This is a genomic window from Terrisporobacter hibernicus (assembly GCF_020809405.1).
GTDB lineage: Bacteria > Bacillota > Clostridia > Peptostreptococcales > Peptostreptococcaceae > Terrisporobacter > Terrisporobacter petrolearius.
The window spans coordinates 2,443,560-2,461,048 of record NZ_CP081135.1 but is presented as its reverse complement, the minus strand read 5'-3'; the positions used below and the strand labels follow the sequence as shown (position 1 = coordinate 2,461,048).

The 17,489-nt window shown below is 26.9% G+C and carries 18 protein-coding genes; 3 read left to right on the top strand and 15 right to left on the bottom strand.

The genetic code is table 11. The annotated features are described in order from the left end of the window. Window positions 1-139 precede the first annotated feature (139 nt). Complete coding sequence (locus JW646_RS12095) at window positions 140-535, top strand: rhodanese-like domain-containing protein (RefSeq protein ID WP_074914374.1); 396 nt, start codon at window positions 140-142, stop codon at window positions 533-535. A 48-nt stretch (window positions 536-583) separates the two neighbouring features. Here JW646_RS12095 and JW646_RS12090 read toward each other — a convergent pair whose 3' ends face one another. The 3 genes from JW646_RS12090 to JW646_RS12080 form a co-directional block, all read right to left on the bottom strand. Next, window positions 584-796, bottom strand: a complete 213-nt coding sequence (locus JW646_RS12090; protein ID WP_148555961.1) for a hypothetical protein — start codon at window positions 794-796, stop codon at window positions 584-586. Window positions 797-979: 183 nt separating this feature from the next. After that, window positions 980-2,236, bottom strand: coding sequence for a nucleotide sugar dehydrogenase (locus tag JW646_RS12085; protein ID WP_228415296.1), 1,257 nt, complete (start codon window positions 2,234-2,236; stop codon window positions 980-982). 12 nt (window positions 2,237-2,248) lie between these two features. Continuing rightward, a complete protein-coding gene (locus JW646_RS12080) occupies window positions 2,249-2,782 on the bottom strand; it encodes a hypothetical protein (RefSeq protein WP_148555959.1) in 534 nt (177 codons plus the stop codon). A 123-nt stretch (window positions 2,783-2,905) separates the two neighbouring features. Between JW646_RS12080 and JW646_RS12075 the strand changes: the two genes are divergently transcribed. Then, window positions 2,906-4,906, top strand: a complete 2,001-nt coding sequence (locus JW646_RS12075) for a CgeB family protein (protein WP_228415295.1) — start codon at window positions 2,906-2,908, stop codon at window positions 4,904-4,906. Between the two features lie 42 nt (window positions 4,907-4,948). Here JW646_RS12075 and JW646_RS12070 read toward each other — a convergent pair whose 3' ends face one another. From JW646_RS12070 to JW646_RS12060, 3 genes are all read right to left on the bottom strand, one after another. Beyond that, a complete protein-coding gene (locus JW646_RS12070; RefSeq protein WP_148555957.1) occupies window positions 4,949-5,629 on the bottom strand; it encodes a hypothetical protein in 681 nt (226 codons plus the stop codon). Between the two features lie 22 nt (window positions 5,630-5,651). Continuing rightward, window positions 5,652-6,200 (bottom strand): hypothetical protein, encoded by a 549-nt coding sequence (locus JW646_RS12065; protein ID WP_148555956.1) that lies wholly within the window; start codon window positions 6,198-6,200, stop codon window positions 5,652-5,654. Window positions 6,201-6,329: 129 nt separating this feature from the next. Next, window positions 6,330-8,924 (bottom strand): glycosyltransferase, encoded by a 2,595-nt coding sequence (locus tag JW646_RS12060; RefSeq protein WP_228415294.1) that lies wholly within the window; start codon window positions 8,922-8,924, stop codon window positions 6,330-6,332. 174 nt (window positions 8,925-9,098) lie between these two features. On the opposite strand from JW646_RS12060, the gene JW646_RS12055 reads away from it, so the two are divergent. After that, window positions 9,099-9,818: a glycosyltransferase family A protein gene (locus tag JW646_RS12055; RefSeq protein ID WP_148555954.1), complete on the top strand. Its 720-nt coding sequence runs from the start codon at window positions 9,099-9,101 to the stop codon at window positions 9,816-9,818. A gap of 98 nt (window positions 9,819-9,916) precedes the next feature. Here JW646_RS12055 and pseI read toward each other — a convergent pair whose 3' ends face one another. The 9 genes from pseI to pseB are packed head-to-tail and all read right to left on the bottom strand — an operon-like array spanning window position 9,917 to window position 17,368. Further along, window positions 9,917-10,963, bottom strand: coding sequence for a pseudaminic acid synthase (pseI, locus tag JW646_RS12050; protein ID WP_187359160.1), 1,047 nt, complete (start codon window positions 10,961-10,963; stop codon window positions 9,917-9,919). Window positions 10,964-10,979: 16 nt separating this feature from the next. Continuing rightward, complete coding sequence (gene pseG / locus JW646_RS12045) at window positions 10,980-11,993, bottom strand: UDP-2,4-diacetamido-2,4,6-trideoxy-beta-L-altropyranose hydrolase (RefSeq protein WP_228415293.1); 1,014 nt, start codon at window positions 11,991-11,993, stop codon at window positions 10,980-10,982. 8 nt (window positions 11,994-12,001) lie between these two features. Then, window positions 12,002-12,442 (bottom strand): GNAT family N-acetyltransferase, encoded by a 441-nt coding sequence (locus tag JW646_RS12040; protein ID WP_148555951.1) that lies wholly within the window; start codon window positions 12,440-12,442, stop codon window positions 12,002-12,004. 4 nt (window positions 12,443-12,446) lie between these two features. Continuing rightward, entirely contained in the window at window positions 12,447-13,190 is a 744-nt protein-coding gene (locus tag JW646_RS12035; RefSeq protein WP_148555950.1) for a cytidylyltransferase domain-containing protein, read from the bottom strand. Window positions 13,191-13,209: 19 nt separating this feature from the next. Continuing rightward, the gene (locus JW646_RS12030; protein WP_148555949.1) at window positions 13,210-13,893 is read right to left on the bottom strand and encodes a PIG-L deacetylase family protein; all 684 of its coding nucleotides are present in this window, start codon (window positions 13,891-13,893) and stop codon (window positions 13,210-13,212) included. Further along, a complete protein-coding gene (locus tag JW646_RS12025) occupies window positions 13,894-14,577 on the bottom strand; it encodes a methionyl-tRNA formyltransferase (RefSeq protein ID WP_148555948.1) in 684 nt (227 codons plus the stop codon). 14 nt (window positions 14,578-14,591) lie between these two features. Further along, entirely contained in the window at window positions 14,592-15,788 is a 1,197-nt protein-coding gene (pseC, locus tag JW646_RS12020) for a UDP-4-amino-4,6-dideoxy-N-acetyl-beta-L-altrosamine transaminase (protein ID WP_148555947.1), read from the bottom strand. 23 nt (window positions 15,789-15,811) lie between these two features. After that, on the bottom strand, window positions 15,812-16,321 hold the full coding sequence (locus tag JW646_RS12015; protein WP_148555946.1) for an acyltransferase: 510 nt from the start codon (window positions 16,319-16,321) through the stop codon (window positions 15,812-15,814). A gap of 33 nt (window positions 16,322-16,354) precedes the next feature. Further along, window positions 16,355-17,368, bottom strand: coding sequence for a UDP-N-acetylglucosamine 4,6-dehydratase (inverting) (pseB, locus tag JW646_RS12010; protein WP_148555945.1), 1,014 nt, complete (start codon window positions 17,366-17,368; stop codon window positions 16,355-16,357). Window positions 17,369-17,489: the final 121 nt, after the last annotated feature.

The following is a 17,489-nucleotide window of genomic DNA, read 5'->3' as shown; positions in this document are numbered from 1 at the left end:
AAAAATAAAAGTGTTACCTATAATCTTAAAAAGTTAAAATTCTCTTTAAATTTACATAGGAAATAGGTTCTATATATGATAAAATACTTAAAACAAACTTTAGCTTGGAGGGATTAAGATACTAACATTAGATAAATTCATGAGAATATTTTTAAAAAAATATTTAATTAAATACAATGATATTACTGATGAAATTACAATAGATGCAAGAACTGAAGACCAATATAATTTTGATAAAAAATTGCAATACAACGTTCCCATTATTAATAGAATTCAATATGATTTTCTTCACAAATATTTAATTATTGCGGAGATAGTAATAATCTATGGTTTGTTAAAAAATATGAAAAAGATAAAACTAGAATTATTAAAAATATCTAATAACAAAAAATCAAAAATTGTTATTGCATGTTCAAAAGGAAGACTTAGAAGTCCTACTCTATGGGCATACGCAAAGTATCTTGGTATAGATGCAAAAGTTTTAGATGGTGGAATAGCCTCTATTAAATCAAATGAATGTTTTTGTAAAAAATAAAGCTATGAATTGGAAATATAAATTTCCCCTTCATAGCTTTTTGCTTAATTAGCAACAGCAGTCATCTTCTTGTAGGAAGAATAGTAACATTACGATTATTATAATCCATATTATTGCTGAGTCTTCACAGCATATAAATTCTAATAAATCGTCTCCCACCATACAGATTAAAAATATAACTACTATTGGTAGTAACCATCCTCCAAAACATCCACAGTCAAAACCGCCAAATAATCTAGAAAGACTTGTATTTTCTGACATAATATCTTCTCCTTTTTTGATATTTAATAAGCTTCTTGCTTATTTACTTTAAAATATGATTATATTGGCTATTTTGTTACAGTTTTTCGCCAAAATATTAATTTTGAAAAATTAATACATTTTAGTTTTTCATAATTTATAAGACAAAAAAAGGCTACTCCATTAAGAAGTAGTCCTATTATTTTATTTACATCCTAAAAGCTTATATACAAAGCCTTTACCCTCTATTTCTTTTTTATTTAAATAATGTCTAGTATCAAGTATTATATTTCCTCTCATTACTTTTTTTATTTCATGGAAAGGAATGTCCTTAAAACAATCATGGTTTACTCCTAAAACTAATAAATCACTATCTTGGCAAGCTGAAATAATATTGTTTTTGTTTAAGTAAAAATCTTTAACAAAAGGATCAAATACTTTTACTGTGTAGTTATTTTCAAGCAATAAATCTATTAATTTTATAATAGGACTTTCCCTTACATCATCTATATTGGCCTTGTATGTTATTCCTAAAATAGTCACATTTTTATATTTTTTGTTATTTAAAAGTTTTTCAACTGACTCATATACATAGGTAGGCATAAAATCATTAATTTGCCTTGAAGATTTTATTATTTTAGAAACACTGGGTTCTTTCTCCACAATAAACCAGGGATCCACAGCTAAACAATGTCCTCCCACCCCAGGTCCTGGCATGTGTAAATTTACCCTAGGATGTTTATTGCTATATTCTATTACTTCCCAGGCATTTATACCTAATTTATCACAAATTAACATTAATTCATTTGCTAAAGCTATATTTACATCTCTATAGGTATTTTCCATTAACTTGCAAATTTCAGCAGTTTTACAGTCAGTTAAATATATATTACCGTCCACAATAGTTTTATAAACTTTTTCTATTTCTTTTGCAGACTCTTCATTTATTCCACCTATAACTCTGTCGTTGTTTTTTAATTCGTAAACTATATTTCCTGGTATTACACGCTCTGGCGAATATCCAAGAAATATTTCCCTTCCTACCTTAAATCCACTTTCTTCTATTATAGGCTTCATAATTTCCTCTGTAGTACCCACAGGAGATGTTGATTCTAACACAACTATATTGCCTTTTCTCAAATATTTTAAAATTGATCTAGTTGCACAAATAACATACTCCATATCTGCACTTTTATCTTCTTTTATTGGTGTAGGAACTGCTATTACAAATACATCTGCTTCTTTAGGTGTGTTGCTTCCAATAAATTTTCCTTGGTTTACTGCATAGTTTACCAATTTTTCTAAATTAGATTCTTGTATTATTATTTTGCCATCATTAAGTTTATCTATTACATCTTTGTTTGTATCTACACCTACCACATTATGACCATATAAAGAAAACATGGTTGCTGTAGGAAGTCCAATATATCCCAACCCTATAACACATATATTTTTAACCATATTTACTTACCTTTATGGTATTAAGGCAAAAGAAAACTCTCCTGTTAATTCCAGTACTTTTTCATTTCCTATTGTATGTTCAATTACATCATAGTTCTCAAGAACTACTGAAATATCCTCTCTTGTTGGTATTGGTTGTGGATTTTGTGGATTTACATAGCCAAGTACTATATAGTCCTTTAGCACACCTCCATCTACTACTTTGATTTGTACAAAACCATCTCCTGAAGACCACCCATCATCATTTACTGTACTTTGACTTCCTAACATAAAATTATAACTACTTACTAGTGCATTTAAAGCCATTCTAAAAGCTAAGCTTCCTGACATTCTTATCTCTTCAAGATACACTGTTACATCAGGAATAGACGCTCCTGTACATGGATTTTTTATATCACTTGTAATAAAAGTTTCTTCTGCTACATATATATTTAAATCATCAGTTGATACTGCTACAGAAAGTTGATTTTCATCATTATAGTAAAATCCTTCTGGAACATTTATAGTTACGTTAAATGGTAATGTTACACTATCTATACAATTCATTATTAATCCTCCTTATTATATAAATTAGAGAGTATACCAATCTCTATTAGTATAATATGAATTTTTTTGTATTTAGTTACTGTGTTTTGTCAGTTTTTAGTAGTATTGTGAAAGAGGTGTATTATGAAATTCAAATCTGCAAATAAACTATTTTTTTCTTATAAATATAACAAAAAAAATTTAGTTACTCATCATCTTATAAAAGATGTAAAATTATTTAATCAGTACCAAATTATATTTGACAGCAATACAAATGATAACCTTTCAACAATTAATATAAAACTTCATACCAATAATAATGAAATAAAAAATATATTACTATATTTAAATGAATCATATAAATTTGATAATAAAGATGTAATAAAAATTGAAATAGATATTAACCTAAAAGAAGATATTAACTTTAATTTAAAAATACTAGAGTTGCCTATTGTATTTGAGGAGAACGCCTACGAAAATTCCCCTGTTATAAAAGATTTTGTAACTATAATTGATAATATGCCTGATATAAAAACTTCTTCTTCTACAATATTTCATATAAAAATGGCATGTATTTTAGATGAATTTACTTATGATTGTTTTTATCCTGAATGTAACTTACTTCAACTTAAGTCTATGATATGGAAGAAACAAATAGAAGAGTTTAAGCCAGATCTTTTATTTGTAGAATCTGCTTGGTATGGAGTTTGTAAAACTTGGATTGGAAAAATTGCCTGTGAAGAAAAGTTAGATAATACTCTTTTAGATTTAATTACTTATTGTAAGAATAAAAAAATTCCAACAGTTTTTTTTAATAAAGAAGGCCTTGTAAATCTTTCTTATTTTGAAAAGTCCAGTTCTATTTTTGATTATGTTTTTGTATCTGACGAAAATATAATCAAAAGACAAGTAGAGCTGTGTAATCACCATAATGTATATCCTCTTTCTTTTGCAGCACAACCTAAAATTCATAATTCAATTAATAAAAATAAATATAAACTAGGTAACGTTGCTTTTGCTGGAGGTTGGTATAGTGATAAACACGACAATAGATTAAAGGACTTTGAGTATATTTTAAAACCTGCTCTAGACTATAATGTTCATATTTATGATAGAAATTTTCATCAAAGATCTATGTTTGAGTTTTTGGATAAATACTGGCCGAAAGAGTATTTATCCAATATTGTCGGAAAATTAGATTACAAATATATGGTTGAGGCTTATAAAAACTACACTGTTTTTTTAAATGTGAATTCCATTCATGATAGTTCTTATATGGTCTCTAGGCGTGTTTATGAAATCCTAGCTTGTAAAACTTTGCTTTTATCATCTTATTCAAAGGGCATATTTGATAATTTTAAAGATTATGTTTTTATATCAAATAATAAAGAAGATACAAAAGGTTTATTGGAAGATATATTAAAAAATAGATTTCTTTATGAAAAAAGAGCAAAAGAGAGCCAAAGATATGTTTTAGAAAATCACACTTATACTAATAGATTGATGGAGGTATTTAATACTATAAATTTAGATTATAATAAAACATCATCTATTAGTGTGGCAGTAATTTGTATTCTTGAAGATAGTTCTCATATACAGGAAATATATAATTGCTTGATAAATCAATATTTTACTCCTTCATATACTTACTTAATAATTAATAAAGATATTAGTTTTGAAGATTGTAAAGTTTTCTTAAATATAAAAAATCTTTATTGTAATTTTTATAAAAATGAAAAAGATATTAATCATATTTTTGAATATATTTATAATTTAAAGCACAACATTACAAATTATGCTTTATTCTACTCTAATAACTATTACGGTGCCAATTATATTCGTGATTATGTAAATATACTTTCTTATTCTAATATTCATATAATTGGTAAAAGCCAAATATATGAAGTTAATAAAGATGAACTAGAGTTAAAAGTTTGTGATAATAAAGACTCTTATGTAAATAAAGTTTACAAAGACACTCTTTTCTTCCCAAAAACTTTTCTTTCATTTTTAGCTTATAATAATGATTTATCTAGTGACTATGTATATAGAAACAACTTTGTTTTTTACTGTGATGATGAATATAACTTCCTAAGAAATGCAAATCCTAATATACAAAATCATATTAAATTTGTAACCATATAACAAAAGAGCTATGGCTCTTTTTGGCCATAGCTCCTTAACTATTTATGGTATTTGTACTACGTCAACTGTTCCCTCAACTTTATATAAATAATAATCTACACCTGCTATGTCTGGTAATCTAGTTAAAGTTGTATCAAATACTAATTCAAAATCATCTTCATTTACTATTACTTCTTCATCAAATGGTACTATTTTATATAAACTAAATGCAGTTAATGATTCTACTTCACCATCGTATATCTTCATGCTTGTTATAGTATCAAATAATAAAACTGAGTAATGAACGTCTAATACTAATACGATTTCTTTTAGTAAAGTTTCACCTGTTATTGTTCCTGGTCCACCACATGGGTCATTTACTTCCACTTGGTAGTTAAAAGCTTCTTCCATTACTTTAAATAGGTCATGGTGTGCTAAATTTATAAATTCTGCTACTTGATCTGGATCTGTAACAAGGTCTTTTCTTATTTTTAGTATGGTTTGTGGTATTACATTTTCATGTTCACATGGGAATGGTAATGATTGTGCCATAATTCCAGCATCCTCCTTTAAAATATATTTAGATTTTTTTAAATCTTTTATTTCAAAATCTTGTTCAAAAGAGTCTTCTCCTTGGGAGATTACCTCTTTATTTTCTAGATTATTTTCTTCTTGTTTATTTTCAAAATTCACTTCTTCTAGGCTCTTATTTTTTCTAAAGTATTTTTTTAAAAATTCAAACATCAGCTAGTCCTTTCTTACTTAACTAAATTAGGTCGTAGCCTAATTCAAACTGTCCTTCTAAAGTAATAACTCTATTATTTGAACGTTCTTCAATATATGTTGAGCCTAGTACAAGGGATTTTAGAGTTACTGTTAATAAACTTGGATCTATATCTTCCTCTGGTAAAACAAATGCAACTGTCATATAGTTATTTCCTCCATCTACCACATCTACAAATCCATCAGCACTTGACCATATATTATCGTCAACATTTACTTTATCTTGCAATTCAACTGGTATTATTAATGGATCTGTTTGAATTCCATTTGCTGCTACTCTATAAACAATTGAACCAGAAACTTTTACTTGCCCTAATTTAAGAACTACATTATCAATAGTTCCTCCACATGGACCTATTACTGGTTCTGTTGGTGGAACAGGGTAGTCTACTATATCTTTATATACTATAAGTGAGTCTGTTGATACTGCTATAGAAAACTGTGATGCTTCAACTAATCCAAAAGAAGCTGGTACTACATAAGTTGCCGAAAAATCCAACGTCAAGTTATCAGTACATTTTATTTGTGCCATTTTCTTTCCTCCAATACTCTTATAATGAGACAAATCTTTTTATAAGATTCCTATCTCTTGTATATATTATGAAGTAATTCCATTATTTGACACATTTTTTTAACAAATAACTAATTCTTTATTATTTATCTAAAAATATATTTTCTTTATTTCATCGTATTTCTTACTCTTAGCACATTCTATGAAATCTTTTATTTCATTATCTTGAATATGAGTATGATTATATACATTGAAAACTTCTAACATTATTTTTGTGATTTCCATTACCATACTTTTGTCTGCATTTTTCAATTTTGACATATACCAATTTTTATAAAAGAATTCTAGTTTTCCATATATATACTCTTCTTTTACACCATATCTCTCCAACTTAATAGCCATTTCTTTTTCCAATAAAAGAGACTTTTCAAAAAAACTTATACTATTATTATTTGTTATTGATGTTTTTACAGCAGCATAATAAATATGAATTATATCTTCTATAATTTTTATCTTCTTTGCATTTAACATTAGTTCTATAAAAAATAAAGTGTCTTGACCTATTGCACCATTTACCATTTTTAAATTTTTTTCCAAAATCAAATTTTTTTTAATCATAATTGCTTGAATACTATTAACAGGAAAATTATTATTAACTTCATATTGTCTCGAGTTGTCTATTACTTTACTTCTTCTATTTTTCATTACACTTTCTTTATTTCCAGCTTTCAGCATATTACCTAAAACCATATCGTAGTCTGAATTCACAATTTCCTTATATAGTTTTGCATATCCATCATTTACAGCCTCATTATCTGGGTCCAAAAATGTAATATAATCTGTAGTAGAAATCTCTATTCCTTTATTTCTAGGTCTTGAAGCACTTCCGCTTGATATATCATTAAATCTATAAAGTTTAATATTTTCATTTTCTCTATTCAAACTCTTCATTATCCCTATTGTATCCTTGTCACTTGAAGCATCATCTACTAAAATTATTTCCATATCATTAAACATGCTACTTCTTTTTAAACTATTAAAACATTTGTTTAGTAAATATCTTCCATTGTTATATATGGGAACTATTACAGAGAATTTATATTCTTTTTTATTTTCTTTCAACAGTTTATTATCTTCTTCATTATTACTTGTACTTTTATCATTAACCAAAAATTCATTTCTTAGTTTGTCATATATTTTTTGTAAAAGAGAGCTATTTTCATTATTACTTATAATATTTTTTACATTTAATCCAAAGGGGTCTATGGAGTAACCATTGTTTAAGAATATGGAATTATTTAATGAAAGTAAAAAGTCCAAATTAAAGGTTTTTATATCAAATAGGGTTTTGTATTTATCCTTCATTTTATTTACATAATTGTGCTCTATACCAGATATAAGCTGATTATTGTAATAATAACTATCCTTAGTTATATAATCACTATCTGTATATTTAAATCCATTTATCATATCTTGTAGATAATACTCTTTATAAAAATAATCTTCTTTGAAAAAAGCTATAAAGTCATATTCATTGTATATTTTCTTTGCTTTATCCTCTTCAACTAAATACTTATATTGGTAGATCTGTCTGTTAAAACTCTCTTTTATAGTTGGAGTAATCTTTTTAGTTACTACTAACACTTTTTTATTTAAATTTATATAAAAATCAGGATAAACTTTCTTCATCATATCTTCAATTCTATTAAATACACACTTGTCACTCATTACATTTCTTATTCCATAAACTTGATGTTTATAAATTTCCTCATTATTAAAGCTATTTAAAATAGAATTTACTTCTTTACTGTCATGAACTATAAATATGTTTGGATTATTATTGTTTACAGCTATACTATAATTTGATATTATTGCATTTCCCAGGGCTTGAGCCTCATAACATCTCATGGCACACATTGTTGGGCTGTATTTTATGCTATTTACATTTATTATCCAATCATAAAGTTTGTGTATCTTTTGCAAATCTTCGTGGTTAATAGAGGGACTGGTATATGGAATATATTCTTTTGGATAGAAATAAGCATTTTCATTAAAATTTCTGTCTATTATATTTAACTCTCTATTAGAAGATAAAACACCGTCAAATATTTTTTTCATATCCTTACATCTATGAGGATATTTTCTCATCCAACTTCCTGCAAAAAGTACTTCTTTTAATTTTTTATTATTTTTTATACCAATTGGATTATGAAATAAAGGATTTACTCCAAACATTGATAAATAAACATTCTCATTATTACAATGGTTTTTATAATCTTCTATTTTATTTTCATCTGTAGTAAAAATATAGTCAAAGCCTTTAGCTATATTAATAAAAACATTATAGTTACTGGGATCTTCTATACTTTGAAATAAGGTGGGAATATTTTTAGACCTACATAACCGAATAATTTTTGATAAGATGTTTTCTTGTTTTCTTTTACCTCTCCAATCATTATCTTCCATCCCTCTCCAACAAGTTACAAACAAAAACATATCTATCTTATTATTTTCTATAATTTCTTTATATTTGAGAGAACTTATATATATAAGATTGACGCAATCCTTGTAGTAGTTATACATAAATTCATCTGTTACAATACCAATATTTTTATCTATTTTTTCAAAATATCTACTTCCGTTACTATCAGGTATATTTGAGGCTAGTTTTAGCAATTTATTATTTAAAGATTTATTATAATTTTCATTTCTATAATTTATTAATTCCAAACTATTATTTTCCACTATAAGTCTCCTTTCTTTTAATTTTCCTATTATTTGATACTAAATAATATGTTCCTAAGAATTAAGATGTTACATAAATCTACTTCTATCAAGTAATTCACATAAAAAATCCCCCATCATAATATATAAGGTAAATGTATATTAAGTTATTTTTAATAAAGCAGGTGTAAATTTATGAGTAAAAAAATTATAATTAATATACCTTTTAATTCCTTTGATTTTGATGATTTTTTTAAGAAAAAAGATATGATACCACCCAGGTTAACGAAAGAATGGATTGATTATAGAATGGATATTTTTATGAATTACACTTATAAAAGTTTAATTTCTCAAACTAATCAAGATTTCACAGCATTAATTTCTTATGATCCTTTAAGTTATGATTTAGTTATGAAAGCTTTGTCCAAATATAATAAATTGCCAGAAAATATTATATTTCTTCCTAAAAATAATGATTTATTGTATAAACTTATACAAGGATATGATTATTTATATTTAGTTAGATTAGATAGTGATGATATGTATCTTCCATCTTTTATTGATCAGCTTCATAAATTAAATATTGATAATTCCATAGAATGTATATTAAATCAAGATGGTTATGTCTACCATATTCATGAAGATGAGTTAGGTTTATGGAAATATCCTTCTCCACCTTTTTATGCTTTAATCTACAAGGTGTCAGACTTTTTAAATGGTTTTAGATATGTTATGCCTAGGGGGCATAGCTCAGCAATAAATCTAAAATGTAAGATTTTACATGAAAAAAATTATATGGTTATAGTTCATAATAAAAATACCTCAACTGAGTTTCATACTAAATTTAATGTGGGAATGATAAAATCTAATACTGAAAAAAATAAAATATTAAAGGAATTTAAAATTAAAAACTAAAGAATAAGTAAATATAAAGACACTCTAAATAGCCTCTACATAGAAATGTAAAATTATCCTTCTATGCAGGGGCTCTTTAGTAAAATTAATTTTTTTATTTACTCTATTAATTCAAAAGTTAATGGAGTACCTCTTTTTATATCTTTTTTTATTCTCTTACCAATAACATCTTTGTAATACTTAGGATGCATTCCAAATCCTGGTCTAATAGACTTTACATTTTCTTGCGTTATAATTTCTCCTGCTTTCATATCTTTTACTATAAATAAAGATCTAGAGAATTCTCTGTTTTTCTTTTTCTTTTCAGTCAGATCATAATCTACTGTACCCAGAGCTTTTTCAACTTTTCTAATAGAATCCACCATTTTTTTAAACTCTTCTGGCTCCATGGAAAATCCTGCATCTGGACCACCCATATTTCTATCTAGTATAAAATGTTTTTCTATTACTTTTCCTCCCAATGCTACTGCTGTTATTGGTACTTCCATTTCCATACTATGATCAGACAGCCCTGAAATAACATTAAATCGCTCTTTTAAATCTAATATTGTTAATAAATTAGAATCTTCCAATTTTGCAGGATATGATGAGGTACATTTTAATAAAATTATTTCTTCATTTCCTGCTTTTTTACATGTTTCAACAGCCAATTCTATATCTTCCAATGTAGCTATTCCTGTAGATATTATCATTGGTTTTTTCTTTGATGCTATATATTCAATAAGAGGTATATCTGTTATTTCAAAAGAGGCCACTTTATACACATCAACATCTAGTTCTTCTAAAAAATCTGTAGCACTTTTATCAAAAGGTGTAGAAAAAAATATTAACCCTAAACTTTGGGCATAATCCTTCAATTCTTTGTGCCATTGCCAAGGTGTATATGCCTTTTCATATAATTTATATAAAGTTGTTCCATCCCACACAGTTCCTTGTTTTATTTGAAAAAACTCATTATCACAATCTATAGTCATTGTATCTGGGGTATAAGTTTGCAGTTTTATTGCATCTGCTCCACTTTCTTTAGCTGCTTTTATAGTTTGTTTTGCAATATCTATATTTTGATTATGATTTGCTGATAATTCGGCTATTATAAAACATGGTGAATTTTCATTTATTATTCTTGTTCCAATTTTAATATCCATATTTTCCTCCATATATTCATAGCTTATAATTTAAAATTTCATCTACTATGTTAATTACACCCTTTCTTCCCACGTTTTGAATACATTTTTTACTCATATCTTCTCTTTTTGATTTGTTATTAATTAAATACAATAAGTTATCATATATTTGTTGCTCTTCCACTTGATTATAATTCCCTAGACTAATCATCATTTCAAGTTCTTTTGTTTTTCTTCCTATATTTTCTTGATTATCCGCCTGACATATTAGTATGGTAGGTATACCAAGTACACCCAACTCATAAGTAGTGGTGCCTGCTGCAGAAATTGCCACATCATTTTTTTTCATAATTTCTTTTACACTCTTTGGATTATTTATTAGATTTATATTGGGATTGATTAAGGATAAATTTTTTATAGTCTGCATATTTTTAAATTGTGGTCCTACTATAACATTTATTTGTGTATCTACTTTTGATATGCTTTTTAATACTGTTGGAGTGTAGTTGTTTATATCACAACCACCCATTGTTACTAGAACATTTTCAACCCTATCTTTAATTATAATTGGTGGTTCTTTTATAAATTCTTCTCTTAATATGGCATAGTCACAGCCTAACAACAATTTGGTCTTTGGATTTATTAATTTGTATTTTAAATCTTTTGCATATATGTTTGCATTTAAAATAATATGGCTAGGGTAATGGTATAAATTATTATCATCTATGGATACTAATAAATTTGTATTATAATAAATTTCTTCTAGGTATTCATTACTTATCCAGTATGAATCTATTAATAAACAATCTAGTTTTAAACTTTTTATAAAATGGCATACTTCTTTAGATTCATATTTTAGATTTTGACTTTTTATTATTTCATACTTTACTTTGTTTTTATTTAATATTTCAATTAACTTTTCATCATATTTTACTAAATATATAACTTCTATATCTCTTCTCATAAATTCTTTGGCTATAACCAAACATCTCATAATATGCCCCATGCCTGTTTGACTGTTTCCATCAGCTCTTATTCCTATTCTTTTCATAACTAACCTCAATTAAAATTTGATTTATATATATATTCTATAAAATCACCATATTCAATTTTTTCATATCCGGCTTTTTCAAAGGCCTTCATAGATGCTATATTTTCTTTTTTCACATATCCTATTAAATTCACCTTGGTAATTTCCAATTTAATCAGTTTTAGTATCTGCGTACCTATACCTTGACCTCTATAATTTTTATCTATACTGTAATCAATAAATCCTTTATTATCACTTATATCTACCCTTATTTGACCAACTTCAACGTTATCTTTTAGTACTATAAATATGCGAGTGTTTTCATCATTCATTTTATTTTCATACCATTTAATATGACTTTCCAAATCTATGTTGTTGGGAGAAAATGCGTTTTTTCTAACCTGACTGTCATTTGCCCACTTAAATAACAAAGTGCAATCTTCATAATTTGCAGATCTTAGACTTATCATTTTCTTACTCCTTTATATGTTTTTGCTTTATGCTATTATTTATAAAGTACAAATCAGGATTGTTTTCCATAACTTCAATCACTTCTTTTAGGTAAAAATTATTTTCTCCAAAGTATAAATTTTTGTATATTTCTTTTATTAATTTTAAATCTTCTTTTGTATCTAATGTAAATCTATACTTTGAATAGTCTATATTGTTTTTATAATAAAATATTTTACTAGTATTTTCGTAAATATAAGGAGTTACATGTTCTAGTTGGTATGACTCTTTTGCATTTTCTTTTGCTTCTTTTAAAACTTTATAGGAGAATATTTCTGTGTCTAATCCCCTTGGATAAGTTCTTTTGCTACTATCAGCACATGCATTTGTAACCATTTCATAGTTATTATTAATATAAAAATCTATCATTTCGTCAACAACTTTAGGGTCTATTAGTGGACAGTCGGAAGTTATTCTAATTATAATATCTGATTTATTAAGTGTTGCCGCTTCATAATATCTATCTAGCACATTGTCTTCACTACCCCTAAAATATTTACATTCCATTTTTTCCACTTCTTTTACTATTAAATCATCTTTTTCTAAGGTTGTTGTAGCTATTATTATATCGTCAATATTTTTACATTGTCTAACTCTATCTATAACATGATGTAAAACAGTTTTACCATTAATATTCATTAATACTTTTCCTGGTAAACGAGTGGAACCCATTCTAGCTTGTATTATAACGGTTATTTTTTTGTTCATATTTTATACACCCCAAATATTATTTCTTTATCATTCTTACAACTTCAAAAACTTCTGCATATTCACAGTTTATAATGCTACCCCATTTTTTAGCTGTATATAATAAATTGTCTAAGGATCTTGGGTGAGGGCTTTCTCTTAATTCACCTGTATATTGTTTCATTGCTTCTAATTTGTATTCCATAAATCCAGTTACATCTACAAAATAATTAGGATTAAATTTATACTTATCTATAAAACTCCACTCTGTAGATGACACTGTTTCAAAACAATAAATTTCTCTTACAATTTCATCTGATATAGGTCTTGTTCCTGTTATAACTGCTTCAAATGTTACTTTATGATCCACATTTAAGTCTCCATGATGATGAGTATATATAATATCAGGCTTTATTTTATCAACATATTTTTCAATTATTTTTACAATATGAAGTAAATCATAACTGTCAAATCTATTATCTCTTAAATTTGCTGTATATACATTTTTATAACCTATTATTTTTCCTGCTTTAATTGTATCTTCTTGTAATTGATTCAATTTGTCTACATCATAATTTTCCCTATTATCATATCTGGAAGTTACCCCTTCTCCTAGTATTAATGCTTCACACTCATCTCCATTTTCCACATGTTTTCTTATTGTAGCTGCCACACCTAGTATTTCATCATCTGGATGTGCTGCTATCACAAGTACTTTACTCAATTATTCTTCCTCCTTTTCAATTTCCACTGTTGCCACAATTTTATTATGCTTTAAGCTAGCTCTAGAAAATTTTATTTTATAATCTCCAAATTTTATAAAAGCATTTGGATATCCTTCTCCATCTACCATTCTTATATAATTGTATATTTTATTTAGGTCAAACTCTGGCTTTAACTCATTATCTTTTTGTGAAAGTCTTTGGAATGTTTCTATTGTCCCTTCTTGAGGTATAGGAGTTGGTCTATTATTTACTATATGTGGAATCATTTTATCAAATATAGTACGAGATGCTCTTACAAATATTTCTTCTGCACTTCCATATAAATCTAAAGGTTCTTTTAAATAAATATTTCCTGTATCTATGCCACCATCTACTCTAAGGGCTGAAATTTTTGTATGTTTAATATTCCTAGAAATAAGATTTTGAAGTGGACTTCCTCCTCTTCCATAAGGTAGGTCTGTCATATGAAATACAATACATTCATAAGCTTCATAAATATCCTTTGGTATTAACCATGACCAGTGAGGGAAAAAAATTATATCTGGATTAAAATTTTTAATATTTTCTAAAGTAAAATCATTATTTTTTGTTATAATTTCTATATTGTATTGTGGATTTTGTGATTTATATATAATTGCATTTGATTTATTCCATTCTTTAGTCGTTACAATTAATATATTCATAGAAATTACCACCTTTATTTTTTATAGTAGTTTAGAACCTTATTAACTGCTAATACTACGTCTTGTAGATCTTTATCACTCATATTTGCATGTAGTGGTAAAGTAATCATTTTATTATATAAATCTTCTGCATTAGGACATAAGCCTTCTTCATATCCCAGTTTTTTGTAATAAGGTTGTAAATATATTGGCAAGTAATGAACATTAACTCCTATATTTTCACCTTGCAAGGCTTCAAATATTTCTTTTCTTCCTGCCTTAAATTTTTCTAAATCTATTTTTATAATATATAAATGTCTAGCAGTATCAGAAAAATCTTCTTCTTTTTGAATAGTAATTCCATCTATTTTTGATAATTCTTTATTATACATTTTTACTAATTCTTTTCTTCTTTCTATAAATTTATCTAACTTCTTTAACTGGCTTATACCAAGGGCACATTGTATATCTGTTATTCTATAGTTATAGCCTAAATCAATTTGTTCATAGTACCAAGGACCCTCTTCTTTATTAATCAAAAACTCTTTTTCTCTAGTAATTCCATGGGTTCTAAATAATACTAACTTATCATAAAGTTCTTTTGAGTTAGTTGTAATCACTCCACCTTCTCCAGTAGTTATGGTTTTTACTGGATGAAAACTAAATTCTGTCATATCTGAAATGTTTCCAACTTTTTCACCCTTATATTTTGTTCCTATTGCATGAGCTGCATCTTCAATTATTATTAAATTATGCTTATCTGCTATTTTTTTAATTTCATCTAAATCCACTGCTTGACCTGTAAAATCTACAGGTATTATTGCCTTAGTTTTGCTAGTTATTTTCTTTTCTATTTCTTTGGGATCTATATTATAAGTAAATGGATTAATATCAGCAAATACAGGCTTACCACCACAATATAAAACACAATTAGCTGAAGCTGCAAATGTCATAGGAGTTGTTATAACCTCGTCTCCTTCTTTAATTCCTGCTGCAAAGCAAGCTGCATGCAATGCAGCTGTACCATTTGATACAGCTACAGCATATTTGCAACCTACATAACTAGCCACCATTTCTTCAAATTCTTTTACATTTGGACCTGTAGTTAAATAATTGCCCTTCAAAACATTAACTACTAAATTAATATCCTCATCATCTATAACCTGACGCCCATAAGACAAGTATTCCTTTCTTACTGGAGTTCCACCATTTATAGCTAGTTCATCTTTCATCTTGTATTCTCCTTTCTTTATTTTTAGTCCATTTTTTTAATAATTTTTGCAGGTACTCCTCCAACAATACAGTAGTCTGGAACATCTTTAGTAACTACTGCCCCAGCACCTACTATACTGTTTTTTCCAATGGTTACACCCTTTAATATTGTAGCCCCTCTTCCAATCCAAGAGCCTTCTTTTATTACTACATCTTCCTCAGAGTCCCCTTGCTGGAGAATTGGCTTATTTATATCTTTATAATTATGATTATTAACTGTTATAAATACATCTGGTGCAATTAATACATTATTTTCTATAATAATTTTAGACTTTTTACCTGCATGTAACTGCGTTCCTGATCTTAATACAAGATTATTTCCCAAATGAATGTTATTTCCATTTACAATTGTTACATAAGGTCTTACCTGTACGTTTTCTCCCAACTGTCCAATATTTCTCTTTACTAGCATCTTGTTTAAAGGTTTTATGCGAAGCATCCAGTGTTTTAGTAATATATCTGGACCAAATCTATATTTATTTAATATACTCATATCTATTACATCCTTCTTATATATAAAATATAGTTATATTTTATATATTCCTAATCTATTCATTTCAGATCTTAACTGTTCTACACTTAACCACTGAGTGTTTGATCCTGAACTATACTCAAATCCAACAGGTATAAGTTTTCCTCCTTCAGCAAAATAATTTTCCTTATTCCACCAATCAAGTTGAGGGTATATTATATAATGGTTTTCATATTCATAAGTGGTTCTAGAATCATCTTTTGTTATCATTACTTCATGCAATTTTTCCCCTTCTCTAATACCTATATTTTTAAGTTCACATCCTGGTAACATAGCCTCTGCTAAATCTACTATTTTAAATGATGGTATTTTAGATATATATGTTTCTCCACCCTTTGATTCTTCTAATGCTTTTAAAACTAAATTAATTCCATCTTCTAAGCTAATCCAAAATCTAGTCATATTAAAATCTGTTATGGGCAATTCTTTTATGTTTTGTTCTATAAGATTCTTAAAGAAAGGAATAACAGAACCTCTACTTCCACATACATTTCCGTATCTTACTATAGAAAATACTGTTCCATTTTCCCCTGAATAACCATTGGCTGAAATAAATAATTTATCTGATACTAATTTTGTCCCTCCGTAGAGATTTATAGGGTTAACAGCTTTATCCGTTGATAAGGCTATTACTTTTTTTACTTTTTTATCAAGAGCTGCTTCTATTATATTTTCAGCTCCATTTATATTTGTTTTTATTGCTTCAAAAGGATTATATTCACAGGCTGGTACTTGTTTCATAGCTGCTGCATGTATCACATAGTCTACATTGTCAAATGCTCTATATAGTCTATCTTTGTCTCTTACATCTCCTATAAAAAATTTAACTAGATGTAATTTTTCTGGCATTGATAGAGCTAATTCTTTTCTAAATAAATCTTGCTTATATTCATCTCTAGAGAATATTATGATTTTCTTAGGGTTATATTTATTTAAAATCAATTTAGTAAAGTTTTTCCCAAATGATCCTGTACCGCCTGTAATTAATATTACTTTACTATTCAACATTATATTTGCTCCTTTAACACTATACTTATAAAAATGTTCTACTTCTTAAATTACTGTATCTATAAAACATTTCTCTTTATAATATGCATTCAATGTAAATAAAGGTACTATTTTGTCAACC